Origin of the sequence: Microcoleus sp. B4-C1 (genome assembly GCF_036705285.1) — a bacterium.
Classification (GTDB): Bacteria; Cyanobacteriota; Cyanobacteriia; order Cyanobacteriales; family Microcoleaceae; genus Microcoleus.
Genome location: NZ_JAUBUC010000019.1, coordinates 1 through 22,734, shown reverse-complemented (window position 1 = coordinate 22,734; position 22,734 = coordinate 1). Strand labels below are relative to the sequence as shown.

Annotated in this window: 21 protein-coding genes and 1 riboswitch; of the genes, 11 read left to right on the top strand and 10 right to left on the bottom strand. The window is 44.9% G+C overall.

Going from position 1 to position 22,734, the window contains the following annotated elements; genetic code table 11:
- Positions 1 to 84: 84 nt before the first annotated feature.
- Entirely contained in the window at positions 85 to 282 is a 198-nt protein-coding gene (locus QUB26_RS10380; protein ID WP_333107044.1) for a heavy-metal-associated domain-containing protein, read from the top strand.
- A gap of 128 nt (positions 283 to 410) precedes the next feature.
- Here QUB26_RS10380 and QUB26_RS10375 read toward each other — a convergent pair whose 3' ends face one another.
- Positions 411 to 821: a metalloregulator ArsR/SmtB family transcription factor gene (locus QUB26_RS10375; protein WP_333317800.1), complete on the bottom strand. Its 411-nt coding sequence runs from the start codon at positions 819 to 821 to the stop codon at positions 411 to 413.
- Positions 822 to 967: 146 nt separating this feature from the next.
- On the opposite strand from QUB26_RS10375, the gene QUB26_RS10370 reads away from it, so the two are divergent.
- Together QUB26_RS10370 and QUB26_RS10365 are read left to right on the top strand one after the other, a co-directional pair.
- A complete protein-coding gene (locus QUB26_RS10370; protein WP_333241518.1) occupies positions 968 to 1,135 on the top strand; it encodes a metallothionein in 168 nt (55 codons plus the stop codon).
- Positions 1,136 to 1,424: 289 nt separating this feature from the next.
- Complete coding sequence (locus QUB26_RS10365; RefSeq protein ID WP_333241516.1) at positions 1,425 to 1,685, top strand: DUF7219 family protein; 261 nt, start codon at positions 1,425 to 1,427, stop codon at positions 1,683 to 1,685.
- 113 nt (positions 1,686 to 1,798) lie between these two features.
- Here the strand turns inward: QUB26_RS10365 and QUB26_RS10360 are convergent, their stop codons facing one another.
- A complete protein-coding gene (locus tag QUB26_RS10360) occupies positions 1,799 to 2,899 on the bottom strand; it encodes a metal ABC transporter solute-binding protein, Zn/Mn family (protein WP_333317798.1) in 1,101 nt (366 codons plus the stop codon).
- A 66-nt stretch (positions 2,900 to 2,965) separates the two neighbouring features.
- Between QUB26_RS10360 and QUB26_RS10355 the strand changes: the two genes are divergently transcribed.
- Both QUB26_RS10355 and QUB26_RS10350 read left to right on the top strand, forming a co-directional pair.
- Positions 2,966 to 3,685 carry a metal ABC transporter ATP-binding protein gene (locus tag QUB26_RS10355; RefSeq protein WP_333241512.1) on the top strand — a complete coding sequence of 240 codons (720 nt, stop codon included), beginning with the start codon at positions 2,966 to 2,968 and terminating at the stop codon, positions 3,683 to 3,685.
- Positions 3,686 to 3,973: 288 nt separating this feature from the next.
- Complete coding sequence (locus QUB26_RS10350) at positions 3,974 to 4,810, top strand: metal ABC transporter permease (RefSeq protein ID WP_333317796.1); 837 nt, start codon at positions 3,974 to 3,976, stop codon at positions 4,808 to 4,810.
- 158 nt (positions 4,811 to 4,968) lie between these two features.
- Here QUB26_RS10350 and QUB26_RS10345 read toward each other — a convergent pair whose 3' ends face one another.
- The 5 genes from QUB26_RS10345 to QUB26_RS10325 form a co-directional block, all read right to left on the bottom strand.
- Positions 4,969 to 6,075, bottom strand: a complete 1,107-nt coding sequence (locus QUB26_RS10345; protein WP_333241509.1) for a WD40 repeat domain-containing protein — start codon at positions 6,073 to 6,075, stop codon at positions 4,969 to 4,971.
- A complete protein-coding gene (locus QUB26_RS10340; protein WP_333302635.1) occupies positions 6,050 to 6,304 on the bottom strand; it encodes a hypothetical protein in 255 nt (84 codons plus the stop codon). Before QUB26_RS10340 ends, QUB26_RS10345 begins: the two co-directional genes overlap by 26 nt.
- A 98-nt stretch (positions 6,305 to 6,402) precedes the next feature.
- Positions 6,403 to 7,374, bottom strand: coding sequence for a GTP-binding protein (locus tag QUB26_RS10335; RefSeq protein WP_333241507.1), 972 nt, complete (start codon positions 7,372 to 7,374; stop codon positions 6,403 to 6,405).
- 238 nt (positions 7,375 to 7,612) lie between these two features.
- Positions 7,613 to 8,647: a cobalamin biosynthesis protein CobW gene (gene cobW, locus QUB26_RS10330; protein ID WP_333241505.1), complete on the bottom strand. Its 1,035-nt coding sequence runs from the start codon at positions 8,645 to 8,647 to the stop codon at positions 7,613 to 7,615.
- Between the two features lie 365 nt (positions 8,648 to 9,012).
- Positions 9,013 to 9,423: a DUF1636 domain-containing protein gene (locus QUB26_RS10325; protein WP_333241503.1), complete on the bottom strand. Its 411-nt coding sequence runs from the start codon at positions 9,421 to 9,423 to the stop codon at positions 9,013 to 9,015.
- Positions 9,424 to 9,445: 22 nt separating this feature from the next.
- A riboswitch (cobalamin riboswitch) is annotated at positions 9,446 to 9,592 on the bottom strand.
- Positions 9,593 to 9,683: 91 nt separating this feature from the next.
- Here QUB26_RS10325 and QUB26_RS10320 point away from each other — a divergent pair.
- Together QUB26_RS10320 and QUB26_RS10315 are read left to right on the top strand one after the other, a co-directional pair.
- Entirely contained in the window at positions 9,684 to 11,597 is a 1,914-nt protein-coding gene (locus QUB26_RS10320) for a serine/threonine-protein kinase (RefSeq protein ID WP_333317794.1), read from the top strand.
- Positions 11,598 to 11,732: 135 nt separating this feature from the next.
- Positions 11,733 to 13,076, top strand: a complete 1,344-nt coding sequence (locus QUB26_RS10315; protein WP_333317791.1) for a serine/threonine-protein kinase — start codon at positions 11,733 to 11,735, stop codon at positions 13,074 to 13,076.
- On the opposite strand, the gene QUB26_RS10310 is transcribed toward QUB26_RS10315, so the two are convergent.
- The 3 genes from QUB26_RS10310 to cynS all read right to left on the bottom strand — a co-directional run bounded on the left by QUB26_RS10310 (position 13,068) and on the right by cynS (position 16,015).
- Positions 13,068 to 13,652: a type IV pilin-like G/H family protein gene (locus QUB26_RS10310; protein WP_333241497.1), complete on the bottom strand. Its 585-nt coding sequence runs from the start codon at positions 13,650 to 13,652 to the stop codon at positions 13,068 to 13,070. The genes QUB26_RS10315 and QUB26_RS10310 overlap by 9 nt on opposite strands.
- Before the next feature lie 180 nt (positions 13,653 to 13,832).
- The gene (gene clpX, locus QUB26_RS10305) at positions 13,833 to 15,212 is read right to left on the bottom strand and encodes an ATP-dependent protease ATP-binding subunit ClpX (protein ID WP_333241495.1); all 1,380 of its coding nucleotides are present in this window, start codon (positions 15,210 to 15,212) and stop codon (positions 13,833 to 13,835) included.
- Positions 15,213 to 15,571: 359 nt separating this feature from the next.
- Complete coding sequence (gene cynS, locus QUB26_RS10300) at positions 15,572 to 16,015, bottom strand: cyanase (protein ID WP_333241493.1); 444 nt, start codon at positions 16,013 to 16,015, stop codon at positions 15,572 to 15,574.
- A 455-nt stretch (positions 16,016 to 16,470) separates the two neighbouring features.
- On the opposite strand from cynS, the gene QUB26_RS10295 reads away from it, so the two are divergent.
- From QUB26_RS10295 to QUB26_RS10280, 4 genes are all read left to right on the top strand, one after another.
- Positions 16,471 to 16,815: a slr1659 superfamily regulator gene (locus QUB26_RS10295; protein WP_333241491.1), complete on the top strand. Its 345-nt coding sequence runs from the start codon at positions 16,471 to 16,473 to the stop codon at positions 16,813 to 16,815.
- A 147-nt stretch (positions 16,816 to 16,962) separates the two neighbouring features.
- The gene (locus QUB26_RS10290) at positions 16,963 to 19,098 is read left to right on the top strand and encodes an ATP-binding protein (RefSeq protein ID WP_333317789.1); all 2,136 of its coding nucleotides are present in this window, start codon (positions 16,963 to 16,965) and stop codon (positions 19,096 to 19,098) included.
- 544 nt (positions 19,099 to 19,642) lie between these two features.
- Positions 19,643 to 19,918: a hypothetical protein gene (locus QUB26_RS10285; RefSeq protein WP_333081403.1), complete on the top strand. Its 276-nt coding sequence runs from the start codon at positions 19,643 to 19,645 to the stop codon at positions 19,916 to 19,918.
- A 131-nt stretch (positions 19,919 to 20,049) separates the two neighbouring features.
- On the top strand, positions 20,050 to 22,635 hold the full coding sequence (locus tag QUB26_RS10280; protein WP_333317786.1) for a PAS domain S-box protein: 2,586 nt from the start codon (positions 20,050 to 20,052) through the stop codon (positions 22,633 to 22,635).
- The last annotated feature ends 99 nt before the right edge of the window (positions 22,636 to 22,734 follow it).

Sequence of the window (22,734 nt, the reverse complement as noted above, 5' to 3'; positions counted from 1 at the left end):
TGCCGGAATCGGGGAAAGCGCGTGTTTCACGAATTTAGATTAAAATAAAAAATAATACTGTCATCTACGAAAATTTGCTTAATTATGGCAATACTACTTAACGTTCCCTCGATCGTCTGCTCTGGCTGCGGTGATACAATTACCAAAGCCATCAAAACTGTTGACTCCGAAGCTACTGTCAATGTGGATGTCGCAGCTAAGACTGTTACGGTTGAGGCTCAAGCTTCTGAAGAGTCAATTACACAGGCGGTTGTTGCTACGGGCCACACCGTCCAAGATTAATATCTAGTTGGGTGGGGGCGGGTTTACAAGATTATTGGTCTTAGGTCGAGATTATTCGTAAAAACCGCCCCTACAGAGTTTTAAATCCATTATCAATGCCCAATGCCCAATGCCCAATGCCCAAAAGCTTAATCTGCTTCGTCTAAGTGTTCGGCGACTGCTTGGTAAAGTTCAAAAACGTGGCGATCGAGTAAACTATAAAAAACTTGTCTCCCAACCTTGCGGTAACTTACCAACCGCATCGCCCGCAATGCCCGCAACTGGTGCGATACTGCTGACTCACTCATACTCAACGCCGCAGCTAAGTCACACACGCACAGTTCTTGTTTTGCCAAAACCGACAGTAGCCGCAGGCGATTCGCATCTCCCAAAAGACTGAAAAACTCAGCCATCCGCTGAGCTTTTGCGGTGTTGAGCACTTGTGTTTGGATGTCCCCGGCCCGTACACTGTCAACTAGGTGCGGTCGATCGCACATTGGTGTATCGTTTTGTTCGTGAGACTGACTTATCGCTCCGTTAACAGCAGAGTTGGGTGACATCTTTTCCCGGCTAGTTTTAATTCTCATTTTCATTTTAGTGCGATCGGCAAACCTTTTGTAACAAAACTTTTACATTCCCTTGACTTATATCTGAATATGTGTTCATATATAAGTATAGACAAACAACCCCACCAGGAGAAGCTCAAATGACTACCGCCACCCAAACAAAATGTGCCTGCCCTTCATGTTCGTGCGTTGTCAGCCCCAGCGAAGCCATTGAAAAAGACGGCAAAACATACTGTTCCAGTGCTTGCGCTAACGGACACCCCAACGGCCAAGGCTGCGGCCACACAGGCTGCGAGTGCAACAAATAAATATTCGGCTTCAGAAAAGGTTAATCACCCACTGCCAAATATCTCTAAAGGGAGATGCGAACCGCGCATTTCCCAATTTTTTTGCTTTTAGGTTAAAGAAAAGTTAAAATAAAGCTAACTTAAGGTTAAGACTGCATTAATAGACTAAATACAGAGCGAAAAAGCACAATTGCTACTTACGCAATACAATAGAAGCAAGTTGGCGCCGCGATACAGAGTACAAATAGTGCTATTAACAGCAGAGACCGAACCAAAAGTTGAATACCAAAAGTTAAATTAGGAGGGGGCAATGAAAGAGCGGGAAGATTTTTTACATCCTCGCAATCGCTACTACGGTGATTTCACGCCAGAAAACTTGGCGTTTAATGCCAATTTGCAGGAGTTTGCTCAAAAAATAACTTATATTTGCTCGCTGGAAACAGGGGGGAAAATTAGTGCTGAGAAAGCCTATAAAGATATTAAGATGCTTTGGAAAGACTTAAAATCCTCTAAGAAGCAATTGGGAATTGGCCAAAACCCCCCCACTACCGAGGAGCAAAATTCACCTTAAAGTCATCGCAGCCAACGCAGCGTTTGCAATCGAAAACCCCTGCGATTGCAAACGCTGCGTTTTGCTGCGTATCCAGCAAAGGTAAGGTGCTTGCTAGGCGAACTTTAGAAAGTCTATGGTTTGGGATTTGGTGCAGTTTCTCCTGCAAAGGAAGTACAATTGCCACCGAGGCCAGAAATAATCGTGCAAGTATTAGTTTTCAGCATTCCCTGATAAGTATCAGCACCGGTGCCGGGGCCGCCCAACTCGTCGCTGTAAAGTTCCTTGTCCCAAATTTTGACATTTGCCTCCCTCGCCACAGTCTCCATCAACTTCGGATTAGTTGTGGTTTCGGCAAAAATGGTCGGCACTCCTGTACTCTTAATTTCTGAGGATAATTCGGCAATTCTTGCGGCGGTGGGCTGTTCCTCAGTCGTCACACCCTGTAAAGCTCCAGCCATCTCCAAACCGTAAGCATCGGCATAGTAACTCAGAGCATCGTGAGTTGTTACTAACTTGCGTTTTTGGGCTGGAATAGTCGCAATTTGAGCTTTGATCCAAGTATCTACTTTTTGCAACTCATCTGTTAAGGTGGCTGCATTTTTTGTATAAAGTTGAGCATTGGTGGGAGAAACTTTGATCAATTGGTCGCGAATTGTTTCTACCATACGGATGCCATTTTGAGGGTTATGCCAAACGTGAGGATCAGGGACTTTTTCGCCTTCTGCATGGGCTTCATTTTCCGCTTTCTCTTCGCCGTGTTCGTGCTCGTGTTCGCCTATCAGCGGTTTGGGAACTGCGAGTTCGTGTACGGCGATTTTGGGTGCGGAATTACTGCTAGATTCAATTAACTTAATGATGCTGGGTTCGTGGTTGTAGCCGCCGTATAAAATCAGATTTGCGGTTTCAATCGCTTTGCGGTCTTCCGGCTTAGTTTGATAGGCGTGGGGGTCGTCTCCCGGCTTGATTAGACAGGTGGTGTCGATCGAACTTTGAGCGATTTCTTTAGTTATGTCGCAGATAACGCCAGTCGTGGCCACGACTTTTGGCAAGTTGGCGGCGGGACTGGCTGGAGTTTGAGTTGCGGCGGGACTCTCTGACACCGGATTGGTTGCGTTCTGTCCTCCACTGCAGCCAACCAGCCCGCAGCCAATTGCCAAAACAGTGGCACCGCAAAATCTGCGGGTTTTTCCAGGCAAGTTCTTTAACATTTTCACCTTTGGAACGATAATCATTATTGCTTTTTCGAGTTATCCTATTGTAGTAGCTACGAACAAGAATCGTTCTCAAAATCTCTAATTATGCTAGAAGTGCAAGACTTGGCTGTCAATTATCGCGGAATTGCAGCCCTCAACAGCGTGAATTTCCAGTTAGATCCCGGACAATTAACGGGTGTGTTCGGCCCCAACGGCGCGGGGAAAAGCACGATGGTGAAAGCGATGCTGGGATTGATCCCGGCTTGTCGCGGTTTGGTGAAATATCAGGGGCGGTTGTTGAAGCAGCAGTTATCGCGGGTGGCTTATGTGCCCCAGCGATCGCAAATTGACTGGGATTATCCGATTACGGTGTGGAATGCGGTGATGATGGCGCGAACCGTTAAGACTGGCTGGTTTCGCAGCCCCTCGAAGCAGTCGCAAGAATTGGTGAAAGCTGCTTTACGGAGGGTGGGAATGTGGGATTTGCGCGATCGGCAAATTGGCGAACTTTCCGGCGGACAGCAGCAGCGGATTTTCTTAGCAAGGTCGATCGCCCAACAAGCCGATTTATTCTTCTTCGACGAACCTTTTAACGCGATCGACAAAGCAACCGAAGAAATTATTTTCGATATTTTTGCCGAACTAAAAGCAGAAAATAAAACATTGCTAGTAATCAGCCACGATTTAGGCGAAACGTTAAAACAGTACGACAATTTATTATTGCTCAACAAGCAGTTAATTGCGAGCGGTTCCTGCCAGGAAGTGCTCACCGCAGCCAATATTCAAAAAGCCTATGGATACGATTTAAGTTTAGTGTCAGCGTAAGCCAAAAAAGATTTATCTTTAAAATTGATTGTGGCACAGGCGTCCCGCCTGTGAAGTGGATTGTGGCACAGGCGTCCCGCCTGTGAAGTGGATTGTGGCACAAGCGTCCCGCCTGTGCAATTGATTGTGGCACAAGCGTCCCGCCTGTGAAGTAGATTGTGGCACAAGCGTCCCGCCTGTGCAATTGATTGTGGCACAAGCGTCCCGCCTGTGCAATTGATTGTGGCACGGGCGTCCCGCCTGTGCAATTGATTGTAGTTAAAAAAAACCTATTATTAACCTAATTCAATGTTAAACCTACTAATTGAGCCGCTACAATTCGAGTTCATGCGAAATGCGATCGCCGTCGGCATTTTGCTAGGAATTCTCTGCGCCGTTGTCGGTTCATACCTAATTGTACAGCAAATGGGAATGATGGTTGACATGATTGCCCATTCAGTATTAGCAGGATTGCCTGTGGCTTTTTCGTTAGGTTTCAATATTTCGATCGGCGCGTTTATATCGGGAATTATCAGCGCCGTAATTATGGCGTGGATTCAATCCCAATCGCGCCTAAAAATTGATGCAGTCATGGCATTAATTTTATCGACATTTTTAGCAATTAGCGTCACCTTAATTAGCCTGTTGCGGACAACCAAATTAGACCTTGATGGGTTTTTGTTTGGGAATATATTGTCAGTTGCACCTGCTGACGTGCAGCAGACTTTTGTGATAACTTTGATTATTTTGGCGACTGTTAAAATATTTTATAAAGAACTGCTATTCTATACTTTTGACCCGCAGGGAGCGCAAGCGTGCGGTTTGCCTGTAAACTGGATTTATTTGGGGATGATTTCGGCGATTACGCTGACGATTGTTGCGAGTTTGCAAACTGTGGGGGCGCTGTTAGTAATCTCGCTATTAATCGGGCCGGGAATGACGGCGTATTTGTTGGTAAAAGAGTTACATTTAATGATGGGATTAGGAGCAATTATTGGGATTATGGCTAGCGTGACTGGTATGTATCTCAGCTATTATTGGAATATGCCTTCTGGTGCCGCAATTGTATTAGTTGTTTTTGGGTTATTTTTAGTAGCTTTGCTGTTCAGTCCCAGTCAAGGGATTTTGACAAGAAAGAGAGGATAACACTCCAGGACGCACTTCGACGCTTAGAAACCGGGTTTTTTACTCGATGCGGTATGCAACGAAGTAGACGCTCGAAAAACCCGGTTTCTGGATACCCGTGGGTAAGTCCTAAAGTTTTCAATTGTTTATGTTTTGGTCAAACCGGTGCCTATGCGAACTTAGCGCCCCCCGAAGCCTTTGCCACGCATAGACTTTGACCAAACCAGCAATTCGCCTCCACAGCCGCCAGCCACGAGAAACTGGCCTTCGGGATGCCATGCGAGACAGGAAAAACCGCCCTCTGCACCTTTGAGAATTTGCAGCAATTGTTCTGCTTCATACCACAAACAAACTTGACCATCTGCGGCTGCAGAAGCTAATAAAAATGTGGTAGGTTGAAAGGCGATCGCATTTACAACTTTTTCATGCACTTCTAACGCCCAACCTTCCCAACCGACTCTTTCATCAGCGTCTCTTTCCCAGACAGAAATGCCTTGAGAACTCGAAGCAGCTAACAAAGGTGCACCCAAAGAATTAGTTTTATCCGACCAAGCTAACTGCCGAACTTTCCCCGGAAAACCCTGCATTATCCACGGTTGAGAACTGCCCCATTCATTAACAATTAGGGTGTTGTCAATATTACCGCAAGCTAAATATTTCCCTGACGTATCCCAAGAAATTGCACCTGTTGCAGACGGTACTGACAAGACGTGCGGGTCTTCGTCCCAGTCTTCGCCGTCCCAAACTTTGACACCTTGATAGCCGCTAACTGCCAGATATTTAACAACAGGATGCCATGCTAAATCGAGGATAGATGATGAGTCGAAATTCAGCGTTACTTCAACAACATCATCATCAGCATTCCAAACTTGAACGCAGCGGCCCATACTGAAAGCTAACTGATTGCAGTTCGGACTCCAAACTAACTTGTCCACCCAGACGCGCTGGTTGTCCAAATTAGCAATTAATTCCCCAGAATTAACGCGCCAAATTCGCACTTTTCCATCTTGTCCGCCAGCAGCTAGGAATTGACTGTCGCGTGAAAAAGACAAGCAATCGGCTGATTTACCCGTAGCAGTTTGTAGCGGTTGCAAGGACAATTCATTCATTGCCCCTACAGTCCCTAACATCACTTCGCCCGCAGCGGAACAGACTGCTAAAGTTTTGCCATCCGGCGACCAAGTAACAGCAGTTACGTAGTCAGACAGCATTTTTTTAGCGTGAAATTGCAGGGTTAGTTCACTTTTATTTGTCTTTTTGTTACCCATATTTATTGAATCTGACATATTGTACTATTCTTAAGAACGGGCAAGATGCCCGTTCCACAAAAGATGAATTGTCTTTTTGTGGAACAGGCATCTTGCCTGTTCCCTTCCACAAAAGATGAATTTTCATCTTGTGGAACAGGCATCTTGCCTGTTCCCTTCCACAAGAGATGAATTCTCTTCTTGTGGAACAGGCATCTTGCCTGTTCCCTTCCACAAAAGATGAATTCTCTTCTTGTGGAACAGGCATCTTGCCTGTTCCCTTCCACAAAAGATGAATTCTCTTCTTGTGGAACAGGCATCTTGCCTGTTCCTAAAAGGCTTATTGAAAATGCTTCAATATGTCAGTTAAACCAGACATTTACGAAAATCCTCTCGCAATTGATTTTCGTTTAAATTCCGACCGATAAATACAAGCTCATTTTTCGGAATTTCTGTATCTTTCCAAGGTCGATCCGGTCTGCCATCGAACAACATATGCACTCCTTGAAACACAAATCTGTTGTTTTCTCCAGCCATATTCAAAATGCCTTTTGTCCGAAAGATATTTGTGCCTTGAGTTCGCAACAATTCCTCAATCCAATCGCTAAATTTGTTGCCATCAATAGCACCAGATTCGACTATTGCTACCGAGGTAACTGTTTCGTCGTGTTCGTGAGTATGTTCGCCCAAAAAGTCGGGTTCGATTTCTAATGCGCGGTTTAAATCAAATGCTTTGACACCCAACAAAGCATCCATTTGTAATTCAGCGTTGTGAGTACGGTGAATTTTTGCCATTGCATTCATGGCGCGAATTCGCTTTTCTAATTCTGCCAATTCTTCGTCAGTCACTAAATCAGTTTTGTTGAGCAAAACTACATCGGCGAATGCAATTTGTTCTTGAGCTTCGTCTGACTCCCAGTGCTGCCAGATGTGCTTGGCATCGACTACGGTGACAACTGCATCTAGCAGTAATGTGTCCCGCATATCTTCGTCTACAAAAAAGGTTTGAATTACTGGTGCGGGGTCGGCTAAACCTGTGGTTTCGATGACTATGTGGTCAAATTTGTCTCGCCGCTTCATTAAGTTGCCGATAATCCGAATTAAATCGCCTCGGACTGTACAGCAAATGCAGCCGTTGTTCATCTCGAAAATTTCTTCGTCGGCATCAATTATCAGTTGGTTGTCGATGCCTACTTCGCCGAACTCATTGACGATGACTGCAACTTTTTTGCCGTGTTCCTCTGTTAAAATTCGGTTCAGTAGCGTAGTTTTGCCTGCACCCAGATAGCCTGTGAGAACGGTAACAGGAACTGATTCGATCGCCCCAGCACTCACCATACTTGACCTCGATTAGTGTACAATGATAACCATTATCGTTATTCTACACCAAACTTGCTGGCAGTAGCAAGTTTATTAAAAAATGTTAAGAGTTTTTAACTACAGGAATACGCAGTCTTTGGTTCAGGGCTTACCCATAGGGCTAGAAACCGGGTTTCTACGAGTTTTGGAAGAACGAGAAATATAGGAAGAAACCCGGTTTCTGAGGTCAGCGTGTGTGGCTAATGACTGATGACAATTAATTGTTAATCATAGCTGCAATTCGATCGCGCTCTAACTCTCGACCAATCAGCACTAATTTGGTTTGACGGATCTCGGAAGGTTGCCAAGGGCGATCGTAAAAATATTCTATCCGCGAACCGACACCTTGCAACACCATCCTCATCGGTTTCTTGGGAACCGCCACAAACCCTTTAATCCGATAGATTTCCTCCTGCTGCATCAAGGATTGCAGTTTTTTCACCAAAGCTTCAGGTTCAAATTCGCGATCGGCAATAAAGAAAGTCGAGTTAATATCATCATCGTGCTCGTGTTCCTCCTCAGTGTCGTGGTGACTTGGGCGAGACTCCAAATCATCCTCAACCGCCGCATTAAATCCCATTAACACATCGGGGTTAATTTCGCCACCTTTGCAAGGCACAATTTTCACACTCGGACGTAACTCTTGCTGCAACCAGCTTTGGACTTTCTTGTGAGTTTCCACATCTACGCGATCGACCTTCGTTAAAAGTACCATATCGGCACAGGCTAACTGGTCTTCAAACAATTCCTCGATCGGAGTTTCGTGATCTAAACTATCATCAGCCTGCCGCTGTGCCATCAAAGCATCGATATCACCGACAAAAGAACCGCTAGCAATAGCTTCGCAATCGACAACAGCAACAACACCATCCACAGTAGCACCCGTGCGAATTTCCGGCCAGCGAAAAGCTTGAATCAAAGGTTTAGGAAGTGCGAGGCCCGAAGTCTCAATTAAGATACAATCAATTTGCTCTCTACGCTTCAATAATTCCTGCATAGTCGGCAAGAATTCCTCTTGAACAGTGCAGCAAAGACAACCATTTGTTAGTTCAACAATATTGCTGCTGACATTTTCTTCTTCGTCGCAAACTTGGCAATCGCGCAGCAGTTCTCCATCAATTCCGATTTCGCCAAATTCGTTAACCAGAACAGCAATGCGGCGACCTTGATTATTTTGCAATAAGTGGCGAATTAGGGTAGTTTTGCCGCTACCGAGAAAACCAGTGATGACAGTAACAGGAATTTTGTGCATTGATAATTTTGTGCTTATTTGGTGATGGGATATCTTCCAGGCGCTGCCTGGGAATGCTAATCTAGAGGCTCGGCCTCGCTGGAATAAAGGAGCGCTTTTAATACGAGGCCGAGCCTCTGCGTATGCGTTACCAGGCCGTGATCGTAGGTGACAACTTAATACTGAAACCTACAATAAAAGTCGCTTTTAGGCGAAGTTTAGATCCCCCTAAATCCCCCTTAAGAAGGGGGACGAAAGAGAATATTTCTTGTCCCCCCCTTATTAAGGGGGGTTAGGGGGGATCTAGATTTCGATAAAAACAAGAGAGACGATCGGTTTGACGTTAAGTTGTCACCAATGGGCCGAGCATGGTAAGGAGAAAAACTCTAATTTACCAGCGGAGGAATCTTTGCTAAAACACCTTTTTTCAGAGCTTGAGGACGCTCAGACCAAGGCAACAAACCGTCTGGTTTAGCATAGTATTGACCCGCGCATTCGAGTACAGCCTCGACGCTTTCCGACTCATTGGCTGGTAAATCACCAAACAGATAAGTGTACTTTCCAACAGCAGCAAAAGACACCGCACAAGAGTGACTGCAAGCACTCATGCACTCAACCTCTTGAATCTCAAACTTATCAGAAAACTCCCAATCTTTAGCGAGTTGCGACAAATTTTCCATAAATTGTTGACCGCCGCTTTTACCTTCGCGCTTGCCGTTTTTCCAAACACTAGCGCAAGCAGTGCAAACAAATAGACTGTGCTTTGTGCGTACAGCCGTGTTAATTCCATCCATCATCCGTACCTCGCAGATGCGTTCAAAAGTGAGTTATATATCGGCGGGCATTCTGACTTGAGAAACCACAACGGTTTCATTACAGTTGCGGGACAGCGCCGGACTTGCACCGAACTTTCCCCGTTTCCTCTAACGGCTGCTCCCCGCTAGAACCGATCGCGAAATCAAATCTTATCACAGTTGACGCCTTTTTTGAAAAAAGTTATCTTGGTAATAGCAATTTTTAATATATTCCCAGATAAATTAAACCAGAAGAACTACCTATGACAACTTTTCCCGACTTCTCCACACATGGCTATCAAATCACTCGCGAACTCGGATACAACAGTCTGGGCGGCCGCGTCACGTATCTAGCTACAGAAACTAACACCAATAAATCAGTTGTTATTAAGCAATTTCAATTCGCGCAAGGGTCTAGCTGGGCGAAATACTCCGCTAGCCAACAGGAAACCCAAGTGCTGAAAAAGCTCGATCACCCCGGAATTCCACGCTATCTTGACGATTTTCAAACAGATAGCGGTTTTTGCATTGTTCAGGAATATATCAAGGCCCAATCGGCGGGCGATCGCACTTTTTCGCTGCCTGATCTCAAAAAAATTGCGATCGCCACTTTAGAAATTTTAGCTTACCTGCAATCTCATAAACTGCCTGTAATTCACCGCGATATCAAACCAGAAAACTTATTAATTGACAACCAATTAAATGTTTACTTAGTAGACTTCGGCTTTGCACGAATTGGAGGCGGCTATATTGCAGCCAGCAGCGTTGTCAAAGGTACGATGGGATTCATGCCGCCGGAGCAAATGTTCAACCGAGAATTAACTAAAGCCTCGGATCTTTACGGTTTGGGAATCACCCTCATTTGTTTGTTAACTGGTACAAAATCTGCAGATGTTGGCAATTTGATTGATGCTAATTATGGCATTCATTTTCGGCATTTAGTACCGCCGTTGCAGCAAAGTTGGATGAATTGGTTGGAGAAAATGGTAGCGCCGAGAATTCAAGATAGATATCAGTCAGCGGCTGATGCTTTAGCTGCCCTAGAATCTTTGGATGTTAAACAATTGCCAAAAGTTAGGCTCGCTCTCAATCTGCTGGAACTTACCGCTACAGAATATGGAGAAATTTTAGCGCAAAATATCGCCATTAGCAACCCAATTCCCGATACAATGCTTGGCGGCAGATGGGAAGTCGCGCCACATCCGAATGACCCGCCACACACGCCTTACGACCATTCTTGGATTTCCTTTGTACCGCAGTCTTTTGAAAGCAATAATATTGAATGCCAAATTCGAGTTGATACTCAAAAATTGCTGGCAAGTCAAACTTACAACCGCCAAATCATCTTACACGCCAATTCCGAGCCGGAAACTCATACAATAGAATTGCAAGTCACCACATCTGCCTTGCACGTACCGAAAAAAAATACTTCTTTGTCTGCGCGCAGGCTGGCTTTTATGTGCTGTTTTACCTTAGCAGGTTTTATGATTTCGGAGTTATTAACTAACCTCATCAACTCCAACAACTTGTGGATCCAGATGTTTTCGTGGTGGGTAGCATCGGGCGTATTTTTGGGATTTACTTGGGCTGAAGCCATCATTACAATAAATCAAAATAAACTCAACTGTGATATTAGTGTTAAATGGTTAGATATTTTTAAGCTAATTTTGAAAGTCATTCTCGGTAGTAGTAGTGTAGTAATCATTATTTTTACCCCGATGTTTTTTGCCCTTATGCTTTTTTCAAGCCCGGATATTAAAGAACTACATCTAATGATTAATCTAATAATTAATTTGATTTATACTATAATTTTTGCCGCTGGGGGAATCTTAGTAATGGCGGTGTTAGGGAGAGCTTTAATTCCAACGATCGTAAATGCCAGCGTTAACAAGATAGTTGCCGAGCAAGCAACTAGAAAAATTTTTAAAGCAGATGCTACTAAAATAGCTTTTCTTACTGTCGTATTTTGTACGCTATTGGGAGCAGCTTTTCGATTGTTTTTAAAATTGGGTAATCAGTTGGAATGGGTTGAACCAATCGAAATAATAGCTGCAGGAGGAGTGACACTGCTCCCTCTAGTCGTGATTGCAATTGCGTTAGTTGACACGCTCGTTTTTAACCCAAAAAGAATTATTTCCAACTATCGCAAATCAGAACAAAATTTAATTAGACCGTAGTCATCAGTCCTTAGTCATTAGTCAGCAGTCATTAGATTTGAGATTGTACGATCCGCAGATTGGGAGATTGTACGATTGAGATAATTCCCAATTCCCAATTACAACTGTCAACTGTCAACTGTCAACTATTTAACTATGAATGCTTTTCCTGACTTTTCTAACTACGGCTATCAAATAACTCGCGAACTCGGACACAATCGCGCCGGCGGTAGAGTTACCTATCTCGCTACCGAAATTAATACCCAACGTGCCGTAGCTATCAAACAATTTCAATTTGCCAAAACAGGCGCTAAGTGGTCGGAGTATCAAGCTTACGAAAAAGAAATTCAGATTTTGCGAGAACTGGATCACCCCAGCATTCCTCGGTATTTAGATTCCTTCCAAACAGCATCGGGTTTCTGCATGGTACAGGAATACAAAAATGCCAATTCCCTCGCAACTCTCCGCAAGCTAACGCCACAGCAAATCAAGCAAATTGCTATCTCTGTTTTAGAAATTCTTAAATACTTGCAAAACCGCGTTCCGCCAGTAATTCACCGAGATTTAAAACCGGAGAATATCTTGGTGGACGATCGCCTGAATGTCAGCCTTGTCGATTTTGGATTTGCTAGACTCGGCGGGGGAGAAGTGGCCGCCAGCAGCGTTGTTAAAGGTACTTTGGGCTTTATGCCGCCAGAACAAATGTTCAATCGGCAGCTAACTGTGGCATCGGATTTATACAGTCTCGGCGCGACGCTAATTTGCTTGCTAATTAGGATAAGTTCTCTCGAAATTGGCAGCTTGATGGACGAGACGGGACGGATTAATTTTAAAAGGCAGATTAATTTAAAAAATCGCTTGCAGCAGCTAACTCCAGAATTTCTTGACTGGCTGCAAAAAATGGTGGAACCTAATTTCAAACACCGCTATTCTTCGGCAGATGCGGCCCTCAATGCTTTGATTCCCCTCGAAGTAGTCCAGCAGCGCCACAACTCAAAACTTGCGCTGATATTAGTCGGATTATCAACAGTAACTGGGTTGTTAACAGTAATTGCTCCAATTGCTGCTATGCTTAGCCCCGTCGTCGCTGCTATTTTTAGTCCGTTGTTACTAACTTATCCCCAACCTCAAGCAGTAGTTGACTCCCCACCAATAACTAACAAACAAAATTTAAAAGCTTTAACTCAAGCGAGGTTGACTGACGAGCTAGAAGCTACAAAAACTACAGATGTCTGGTCTTTGAAACAACAAAAGAAAGTCTATTTGACCGTAAGTGCTGCGAACTTGCCAGAGGGAGAATATAGAGGAGATTGTGAGGTGTTTAACCCTCAAGGAAATTTAGTACAGCGGGGTGCATCGAATTTAAAAACGACAGGAGGTAGATTAAATACTTGGTGCTGGTACAATTTTCAAAAAGATGACCAACCTGGCAATTGGTACTTTGAATTTTACTTAAACAATCGAAGAGTGGCGCAAAATAGTTTCAAGGTCTTACCTTAACATATTTGTCCCGGAGGGGCAGTGAATTTCTTTGCCGTCAAAAGTTGGCAGACTCCTGATTGTTTGAGGACGGGCATCGCTCTCACAAACTGCTGCCATAGTTGTTAGTAGATTGCTACCATTTTCTTTGAAAGCAACTACTGCACCCATATACCACCTCTTGATGCTACGATCGCGAGGTTGGGCGAATGCGAGTGTCATTTCAAATGGTGCTGCTTTGCTTTGATTGTGTAAAGTTTGAACCGGACCCATTGATAACCGAGTTCTGTATTTATAATAATGATCGTAGGTTTCTTTTTCACTTTCTAGACCTAATCCTTTTAGGGAAGAACTAAATTGATTATTTTCTGCATAGTAAGCTTGCTGCCTTTGATTGATGAGTAAAATTTCTTTTTCTGCTACTGCCGATCGCGGAATTAAGAATACTGTCGTGTTGTATTTGAAATCGTACCAACACAACATTAGGCTGGCTACCAAACCGCACTGAATTGCCATTGACACTCCGGGAATTCCGTCTAGGAAACTTGGTATTTTAACTCTGGGTTGTTTACTTGCTTTAGCTGCATTTCTTGGCATTTTTTCGACAGTTATTTTTACAGTTATAAGTTTACTCCTTAAGGTCTTACCTTAAGATTGCATTCGCTCGATCGACCTTGAAAAAAGTTTGTAGTGTTCGGCTTGTAGAGGCGGGTTCGCCAAGGGAATTAAAGGTAGCAAATTTGTAGGGTGCCCCACAAGCACCCTACAAATTACAAATTATGCAGTTTCGTGCTGCCGCCATGCGGGATGCCACAGCAATTCAGCAGTCGATCGCTTCTCGACCATTTCAGGAGTAATCATACAATTAGCCACATCCTTGCGAGAAGGCAACTCGTACATCACATCCAGCATTAACTCCTCTAAAATGCTGCGGAGAGCTCTGGCGCCAGTTTTGCGACGATAGGCCTCCTGGGCGATCGCCCGTAGCGCTTCCGGCTGGAATTCCAACTCCACGCTGTCCATCTTCAACAGCTTTTGATACTGCTTCACCAGCGCATTCCGGGGCTCGGTCAATATCTGCATCAAAGCCGCCTCATCCAGCGGCGAAATCACCGTCACCACCGGAATCCGCCCCACAAACTCAGGAATCAAACCAAACTTGACTAAATCGTCCGGCTGTACCTGCTGCAAAATATCAGCGGCCCGCTTGTCTTTCGCCGGCAAAGTTGAGTTGCTGTCGGTTTCTGTTGGCTGAATAAAGCCCAAGGATTTTTTACCCAAACGCTGTTCAACTATTTTTTCCAAACCGACAAAAGCACCGCCACAAATAAATAGAATTTTGCTAGTGTCAACTTGAATAAAATCTTGGTAAGGATGTTTGCGGCCGCCTTGCGGGGGCACGTTAACCACTGTTCCTTCCAACATTTTTAGCAGCGCTTGCTGCACTCCTTCACCCGATACATCCCTGGTGATCGAAGTGTTTTCGCTTTTGCGAGCAATCTTGTCAATTTCATCAATATAAATAATGCCCCGCTGCGCCGCTTCCACATCAAAATCGGACATTTGCAACAGCCGCAGCAAGATATTTTCTACATCGTCGCCGACATATCCAGCTTCTGTCAGTGTCGTCGCATCCGCTACCGCAAACGGGACTTCGAGCATTTGCGCTAAACTTTGTGCTAACAAAGTTTTACCGCAACCTGTGGGCCCGACTAGCAGGATGTTGGATTTTTGCAATTCTACATCGCTGTCAGGGGAAGACTTGTCGCTATCTTTTACTTGGTCAACGCTCAAGCGCTTGTAGTGGTTATAAACTGCTACAGAAAGGACTTTTTTTGCTGAGTGCTGGCCGATGACGTGGTTGTCTAAATGCTGCTTAATCTCTGTTGGTTTCGGAATTTGAGCTAAAACAATTTTCGATTTATTCGATCGACCTGGGCGCCTGGTTCCTTGTCCCTGAGACTCTCGCACCTCTGATTGGGGAATCTGTTGGCCAATTGTTTTACTGGAGTCAAAGAACTCCTCCTCTAAAATTTCATTGCACAGTTCCACGCATTCATCGCAAATGTAGACGCCGGGCCCAGCTATTAACTTGCGGACGTACTCTTGCGACTTGCCGCAAAAGGAGCATCTGAGATGGGAGTCATATTTTGACATATTTGCCTCTTACTTTACGGTTGCGGTTGCTTGTTTCGACTGGGGAAGTTGCCGCGGGAGTTACCTTAGCTGTGCCCTAGAAGGGTTTCCCGATCGGACACCCAAGCCAGTCAGTCGATTTTAGATTTTAGATTTTAGATTTTAGATTTACTCCACAGATGAATTTTGGAGCTGAACTAGGGTCTAAAATTTGGGGCTCTGCACGACTTAAGTCGGGGGCTTGTCTCGGTTTTTTGGCGCAGTCAAGCTTCGCGATCTCTGTTTCTAAGTTAACACTTTTGAGGCTTTAGTGATTAGTCATGAGTCATGGGAGCCAATTTTAATTTTTCATTTTCACTTGAAAATAAAGCCGCACGGGCTTACCATTTTTTGTATTCCAAAAATTTTCCCGACATAATTATTTTCACTCGATCGCCTTTTGGGTCTGCTTCTTTCTCGACATCCAAAGTAAAGTCGATCGCGCTCATAATCCCGTCACCAAATTTTTCGTGAATCACTGCTTTGAGTGGCATCCCGTAAACCTGCATAATTTCATAGAAACGATAAATCAGCGGGTCAACCGGAACCGAGGCCTCCAAAGAACCTTTTAACGGAGGTTCACAGAGAACCGCAGCCGTCTCGCTATCTAGTCCCAAAGCCGAGACAATTTTCTCGGCTTCATCTGCTGATGCGGTAGCTTGACGGTAAATAACCGCGGCAATCCAAACTTCGTCGCGCCCCAAAAGTTTTTCCAAATCTGCAAAACTAATTCCCTTAGCTTTTTTAGCGGCCAAAAGCTTTTCTGTAATTCCTGAAATTGCCATTAAATATTCTCCCCTTCACTTCAGTGTCAGATGTGCAATATTTCTCACACTTTGGCGATTTTGTCAATACCAATTTGAGAAAATAAATCGAATTGATAGCTCGGAACTTCAGCAAAAGTTGGTCTCCTTAACCCCCACAACTCATACAATTTGAGATTTGAGATTTGAGATGTTAGATTGGCAATGACTGATGACTACCAGGGTTGAGAGCTAGTCAACAGTTGCACTCTTTTTGCCAACTGGTATCACAACTGACACAACTGATAAATCCTAAAATAACTCATAACTGCCCTGTGGCAATGGTACAGTTGGCAGTATATGTAATAAAAGTTACACACGCAAAGGCATTCGGCATTCGGCAAACGGCTGAATTTTGATCGTGCTAGCCTGAAGCTCAATCCTCACTCACGCAGCCAAAGCGCCTTTACCACTCAAAATCGGCAACTGACAAAAGTATGGAGATTCAGACCAAAGATTACACGATCCAGTACGATCGCACTACGCAAACAGTCATCTGTAGCGGATCGTTCCGACTCAGCCAGGTGGAAGAATACGCACCGATCGTCGATCTGCTCAACGAAGTGGCTGACTCCTGCCCAAACACGGTGACTCTAGACTTGCGAAAGCTAGAATTTTTAAATAGTTCTGGAATTAATATTGTCTCAAAATTTGTGATCAAAGTGCGCCAGCAAAAAAATATTCAAATCGCCATCAAAGGTTCTAAACAGATCCCCTGGCAGATGAAATCCCTGAAAAACTTGCAGCGGCTGATGCCTTCCTTGCACTTAGAATTGGAATAATAACGAAAAAGGTAAAGATAAATCTCCGGCTAAGTCCGCGAACCAGGATCAGGGTGGCTGAAGTTAATCGGAATAAGTCATAGTTAAACTAGCACAAAACCATAAAAAACTTCAGAACCGACTAAAATTTACCAATTTTCAATTGCTATGCAGGAAGAACCATCGACAGAACAGCTACTTTTCGACGTTCAGCGGCTGAGTGCGGAACTTGAAAACTTGAAGCGCGAAAAGGTTGACCTAGAACTTTTGCTGGAGACAACCACCGAACATTCAGATACGATGGAAGCTCACTTGCTGAGCAAAGCTCAGTTGGCGCTGCGTTCAAGCGAAGAGCAGTTTCGGGCGATCGCCTCGGCAACTCCCGTGCCGATATTAGTTTCTCGCCTCTGTGACGGCTTAATTATGTATGCGAACGCTCAATTGGCTTCTCTCCTGAGCATACCCCTAGAGAAATTGATCGGCTGCAGCACTCCAGACTTTTACTTCAACCCCGCCGATCGCCCAAAGGTACTTGAGGCACTTGCTAAAGAGGGATACCTGCAAAACTACGAACTCCACTGTAAAAAATCAGACGGCACCGCTTTCTGGGCCATGATCTCGGTTCAGTCGCTGGTGTTTAACGGCGAGCCGACGGCATTGTGCGCCTTGTACGACCTCACCCAGCGCAAGGAAGCAGAACAAACCCTCCAAGAGAGCGAAAAGCGCCTCCGCCGCCAGAGTTTGGCTTTGTTGCAGCTAGGTAGGCAGAGGACTCTCAACAGCGGTGCACTGAATGTGGGAATTCGCGAAATTACCGAGGCTGCCGCCCGGACTTTGGATGTGGAAAAAGTCAGCGTCTGGCTTTACAACCATGGAAGATTTGGAAATCGCTACCCCAGCGATCAGCTAAACTTTACTGAGAGAGTGCTCGCTCACAACCAAACAGAGGCAATCGAGACAGATACCGCTGCCCCAGAGCAACACGAGGGGGCTAATCATTCTAAGTTTAAAATCCCCAACCTCAAATTAGTTTGTCTCGACGTGTACGATCGCACCCAAGAGAATCATTTGAGCCGGGAGTCCCTATCGGCAAGCGATTTAAATTTATCAATTTTAGATGTTGAAGGCGACGCACCGGGCGAAGATTTGCGATCGGACAATGGTTTAGAACCTACGACAAAGACTCAAAAGTCCCTACAAACAAATTTGTCCCACTCATCTTCCCTAGCGGAACATTCCGCTGTGTTGCCCAATGCCAGCAAGCCACATTCATCGATATTAAATGTAGCAATTAGGCTCGGCGGCCAGATCGTGGGCATCCTCTCTCTCGAACATATCGGTGCCCCCCGCCAGTGGGCTCTGGAGGAGCGCACCTTCGCCGATTCTTTGGCAAATTTGGTAGCACTGGCGATCGAAGGATTTGAGCGCCAGCGGGCTCAGGAAGCACTCTCCAAAGCCAAAGCGCAGCTAGAAATGACCGTCGATCAGCGCACCGCTCAACTCACCACTGCCAATAAACTGCTCCGCATCGAAATTGCCGAGCGCAAAAGAGCCGAAATAGCCTTGCAAGAAGCCTTACACAAAGCTGAAGCAGCTTCGAGAGCTAAAAGCACTTTTTTAGCCAATATGAGCCACGAGCTGCGGACGCCGCTCAACGCGATTATCGGTTACAGCGAAATGCTACAAGAAGAAGCACGGGAATCGGGACTCGAAGAAATCATTCCCGATACCCAAAAAATTTATAACGCAGGCAAACACTTGCTGACTTTAATTAACGATATTCTAGACCTTTCTAAGATAGAAGCTGGTCGGATGGAGCTTTATTTAGAAAAATTTGACCTCAGTAATTTAATAGAAGAAGTTGTTGCAACTTTGCACCCTTTGGTCGAAAAAAATCACAATCAATTGCAAGTTTCTTGCTCGGAAAATTTGGGAGTGATGTATGCAGATTTGACTAAAGTCCGGCAAATTCTGTTCAATTTGCTCTCGAATGCCCTGAAGTTTACCGAAGGTGGAACGGTGCTGTTGAGTGCGACTCGCGAACCAGCAGGCGATAGCGATTGGGTGTATTTACAGGTATCTGATACGGGGATTGGAATGTCGGCAGAACAGCAGCAGGGTTTGTTTCAACCTTTTATTCAAGGGGACGCTTCGACTACTCGCAAGTACGGCGGCACCGGTTTAGGATTGGCCATTAGTCGCTTGTTTTGCCAGATGATGGGCGGCGATATTACTGTTGAGAGTGAGTTGGATGTTGGCTCTACTTTTACGGTTCATTTAAATGCGAAAGTTGATATTACTTAGAAGCAAGTTGGGCAACTAGCAATGTAGCGGATTTAAGGGATTTAACGGGTGGGGGTTTTTCCAGGAATTGTGTACCGGATTTAACTGATTTAACGGATGCCAAAAGATGGAAGAATTTCCCCATTACCAATTTTCCAATTACCAATTACCCATTACCAATTACCCATTCCCTTTTTAATTGTGACACCGATCGCGATCGACCTCTGTTGTCGATCACACAGTAGCATTTTTTTTCAGCCTAGAATACCTATATTATTCCAAGATTGTCCTGCAGGCACGATCGGGGGCCTCGCTGCATTCACAAGTCCCACCTCAACCTAATTAAGGCGGTGGGGGGTTGCTTCCAGAAAGGCAATTTGGTAAAAGTAATGCTATGGTCGCGAAGCAGTAGAAGGCAAAATTTAACAGGAAATCAGGAAGTTTCAAAAGTCTCTGGACGCAGAAACACAATTCTGCTTTTTGCCTTCATACTGCTTCTACGGGCGAGATAGCATTGCTGCTGAAAGCAATGCACAATTTCTCAGAATCAAAGGAGTGCATCTACATGATTAAACCTTGCAGTCAACCGCTAAAAATAAACCCTTTTACTTGTTATCGCGATCCGGCTACAGGCAGGTGGACTACTGTAGTTACAAGTGTTCCAAACACTGGCGAAACAGACTCTAGTTTAAAAGCAGAAGCCGAAGGCGAAAATGAAGGTAAAGCAGAAACCATTCTTTCTGCTTCGCCTGCTGTCTCGGTGTCGAAAAAAGTCCTTTCTTTCTCCCTGCCTCCGTTTAAACACCGTGCCAAAAAATCTGCTGTTAGTGTCAGCAGGTAGCTATAGCAGGGGTCTAATCTAGTTTCCACGGTTAGTCCCCGGCCATAGTCCAACTAAACAAAACAAACTTATCCATAGCCTAAACTGCCAAAAAGCGATATACTGGCAGCAAACTTTCTCCTTCAATATTCGTGAAGTATTTGCTCGATCGCTGCCTCCACTTTGTATGGACAGACCGACCAATTCGCCAACGGGGAACAATCATCGTTGCTATCCCCATTATTTTTCTGTTTGCTTCGCTGCTAGCAATTGCAGCCCTCCGAGAGATTACCATACAGATAAGAGAGCGAGGAGATACTAATAGGGCAATACTTCAGGAAACTAACCGCTTGTTAACCCTCGTGGTGGATGCGGAAACGGGCATTCGAGGTTACGGGTTGACGAAGCGCCCCGCATTTCTCTCATCCTACTTAGAAGCCAAGAAGAGTTTGCCGCCGCTGCTGGCTAAACTCAAGGTTATGGTTCAAGAAAACAAACTGCAAGCTCAGCGATTTGAAGATATAAAAAAAAGTACCGAACAGCATATAAATTTCTTGCAAAACACTTTGAATAAGCTCGACAGTTCGGCAACAAGCGTGCAGTCGCCGGAAATAATTGAGGTGTTCACTCAAGGCAAAGCGAGGAGGGATAACCTGCGTGCAAAAATTAATGTGTTTGCTAATGCCGGCGAAGCCTACCAGAAAGCTCTAGATCAGCAAAGACGGGGTTTGATAGATTTCACTAATTTTGTGCAAGTTGCTGGTTTGCTTTGCGGCTGTTTTGGCGCCGGGGCTTCCTGGTATTTATTTGATGGTTTAGAGAAGGAATTAAGGAAGCGGGAAGCAGGCTTGGAAGAAAGTAAAAGTCGCATTCAAGCTGTGGTAGACAATGCGGCTGACGGGATTATCACTTTGGACGCACGGGGAAATATTGAGTCTTTTAATAGGGCAGCAGAAAAGATTTTTGGCGAGAAAGCCGATCGAATAATTGGCTCTAACCTGCGGCGACTGATCGCTCAACCGCAGCCGTACAGCACCGTTGGGGATTATTCGGTCGAATATTTTGTGTTACATCCAGATACTACGCTGAAGACTTACCAGCAAGAAACAGTTGGAATTCGCCACGACGGAACTAAGTTTCCGATGGAGTTAGCTATCAGCGAAATGCGTCTGGCAAATCAACACTTGTTTATTGCGATTTGCCGCGATGCCAGAGGACGGAAACAAGCCGAAGAAACTCTGCGAAAGCAAGCGCAAATGCTGGATTTGGCCAACGATACGATCGCGGTACTAGACTTGAATGGGACGATTTCTTATTGGAATTTGGGGGCGAAGTGGCTCTACGGATGGCGGAAGTCGCAAGCAGTAGGAAAAAATATTCACAAGCTTTTACAAACAGAATGGGCTCAACCTTTTGAGGTAATTCAAAAAGTATTTTTCGAGAAGGGTTCTTGGCAAGGAGAACTGGTGCGAACTAAGAAAGACGGGACAAAAATAACGGTGGCAAGCCGATGGACTTTGCAGTACGACGATCAAGATCAACCGGTTGCTATTTTGGAAATCAGCAACGATATTAGCGATCGCAAACGCTCAGAAATTGCTTTAGCCCAAAGCGCCCAGCGGTTTCGCGCTACTTTTGAGCAGGCGGCAGTCGGCATGGTGCAAGCGAGTGTGGAAGGCAAATTTCTGTTAGTCAATCAAAAACTTTGCGATATTTTGGGCTACAGCAGGCAAGAATTGGTTGAGAAAAGATTTCAGGAGATTACTTGGCCTGGAGATTTGGCAAGTGAACTGGAACTTGTGCGCCAATTGTTAGCAGGAGAAATTGAAAATTTCTCTCTGGAAAAGCGCTACATCCGCAAAGACGGAGAGTTGGTGTGGGCAAACTTGACGGTTTCGCTGCTGCGAGAAGAAAATGGCACTCAATTTTTGATGAGTGTGGTTGAAGATATTAGGGATCGCAAACAAGCGCAGGAATCGCTGCGGTTGCGCGCTCAAGAATTGAGGTTAACAGCCCAAAATCTGGCTCAAACGACGAATGTTTTAAGAAAGCGGAATCAAGAATTAGACCAGTTTGCTTATGTAGTTTCTCACGATTTGAAAGCGCCACTCAGGGCGATCGCCAATCTCAGCAGTTGGATAGAAGAAGACCTCAGCGAGTCGATGACAGAGGATACTCTGCACCAAATGAACCTGCTGCGGGGCAGAGTTTACCGCATGGAAGGTTTGATTGAGGGACTGCTGCAATATTCCCGCGTCGGACGGATTCAAGTGCCTTCGGAAATGGTAAAAGTTGAGAATTTATTAGCCGAAATTATTGATTCGTTGGCGCCGCCGTCTGGATTTGAGGTGAAAGTTGAACCGGAAATGCCAACTTTTGTGGCAGAAAGATTGCTGTTGCAGCAGGTTTTTTCTAATTTAATTAGCAACGCAATTAAGCACAACCGAGCTGAATCGGGTCACGTAAACATATCGGTTAAAGAGTTAGATGATTTTTACGAGTTTTCTGTAGAGGATGACGGGCCGGGAATTGATCCTCAATATCACGATAAAGTTTTTGTGATTTTTCAGACCTTGGAAGCTCGTGATAAAGTTGAAAATACTGGGATTGGTTTGTCGCTGGTGAAAAAAATTGTCGAAGGTCAAGGGGGCACTATTTCCCTAGAATCTGCCGAAGGTGAGGGAGCAACTTTTCGGTTTACTTGGCCGAAGCAACCTATTAGCCAAGACGGAAAATAAAACAACTTTAAAGGTAGGATGTTTAGGAATGAGAATTAAATAACTTCCACTCTTGAAAGTGGGATGGGCGTCCCGCCCGTCCAAAAAGGACGGGCGGGA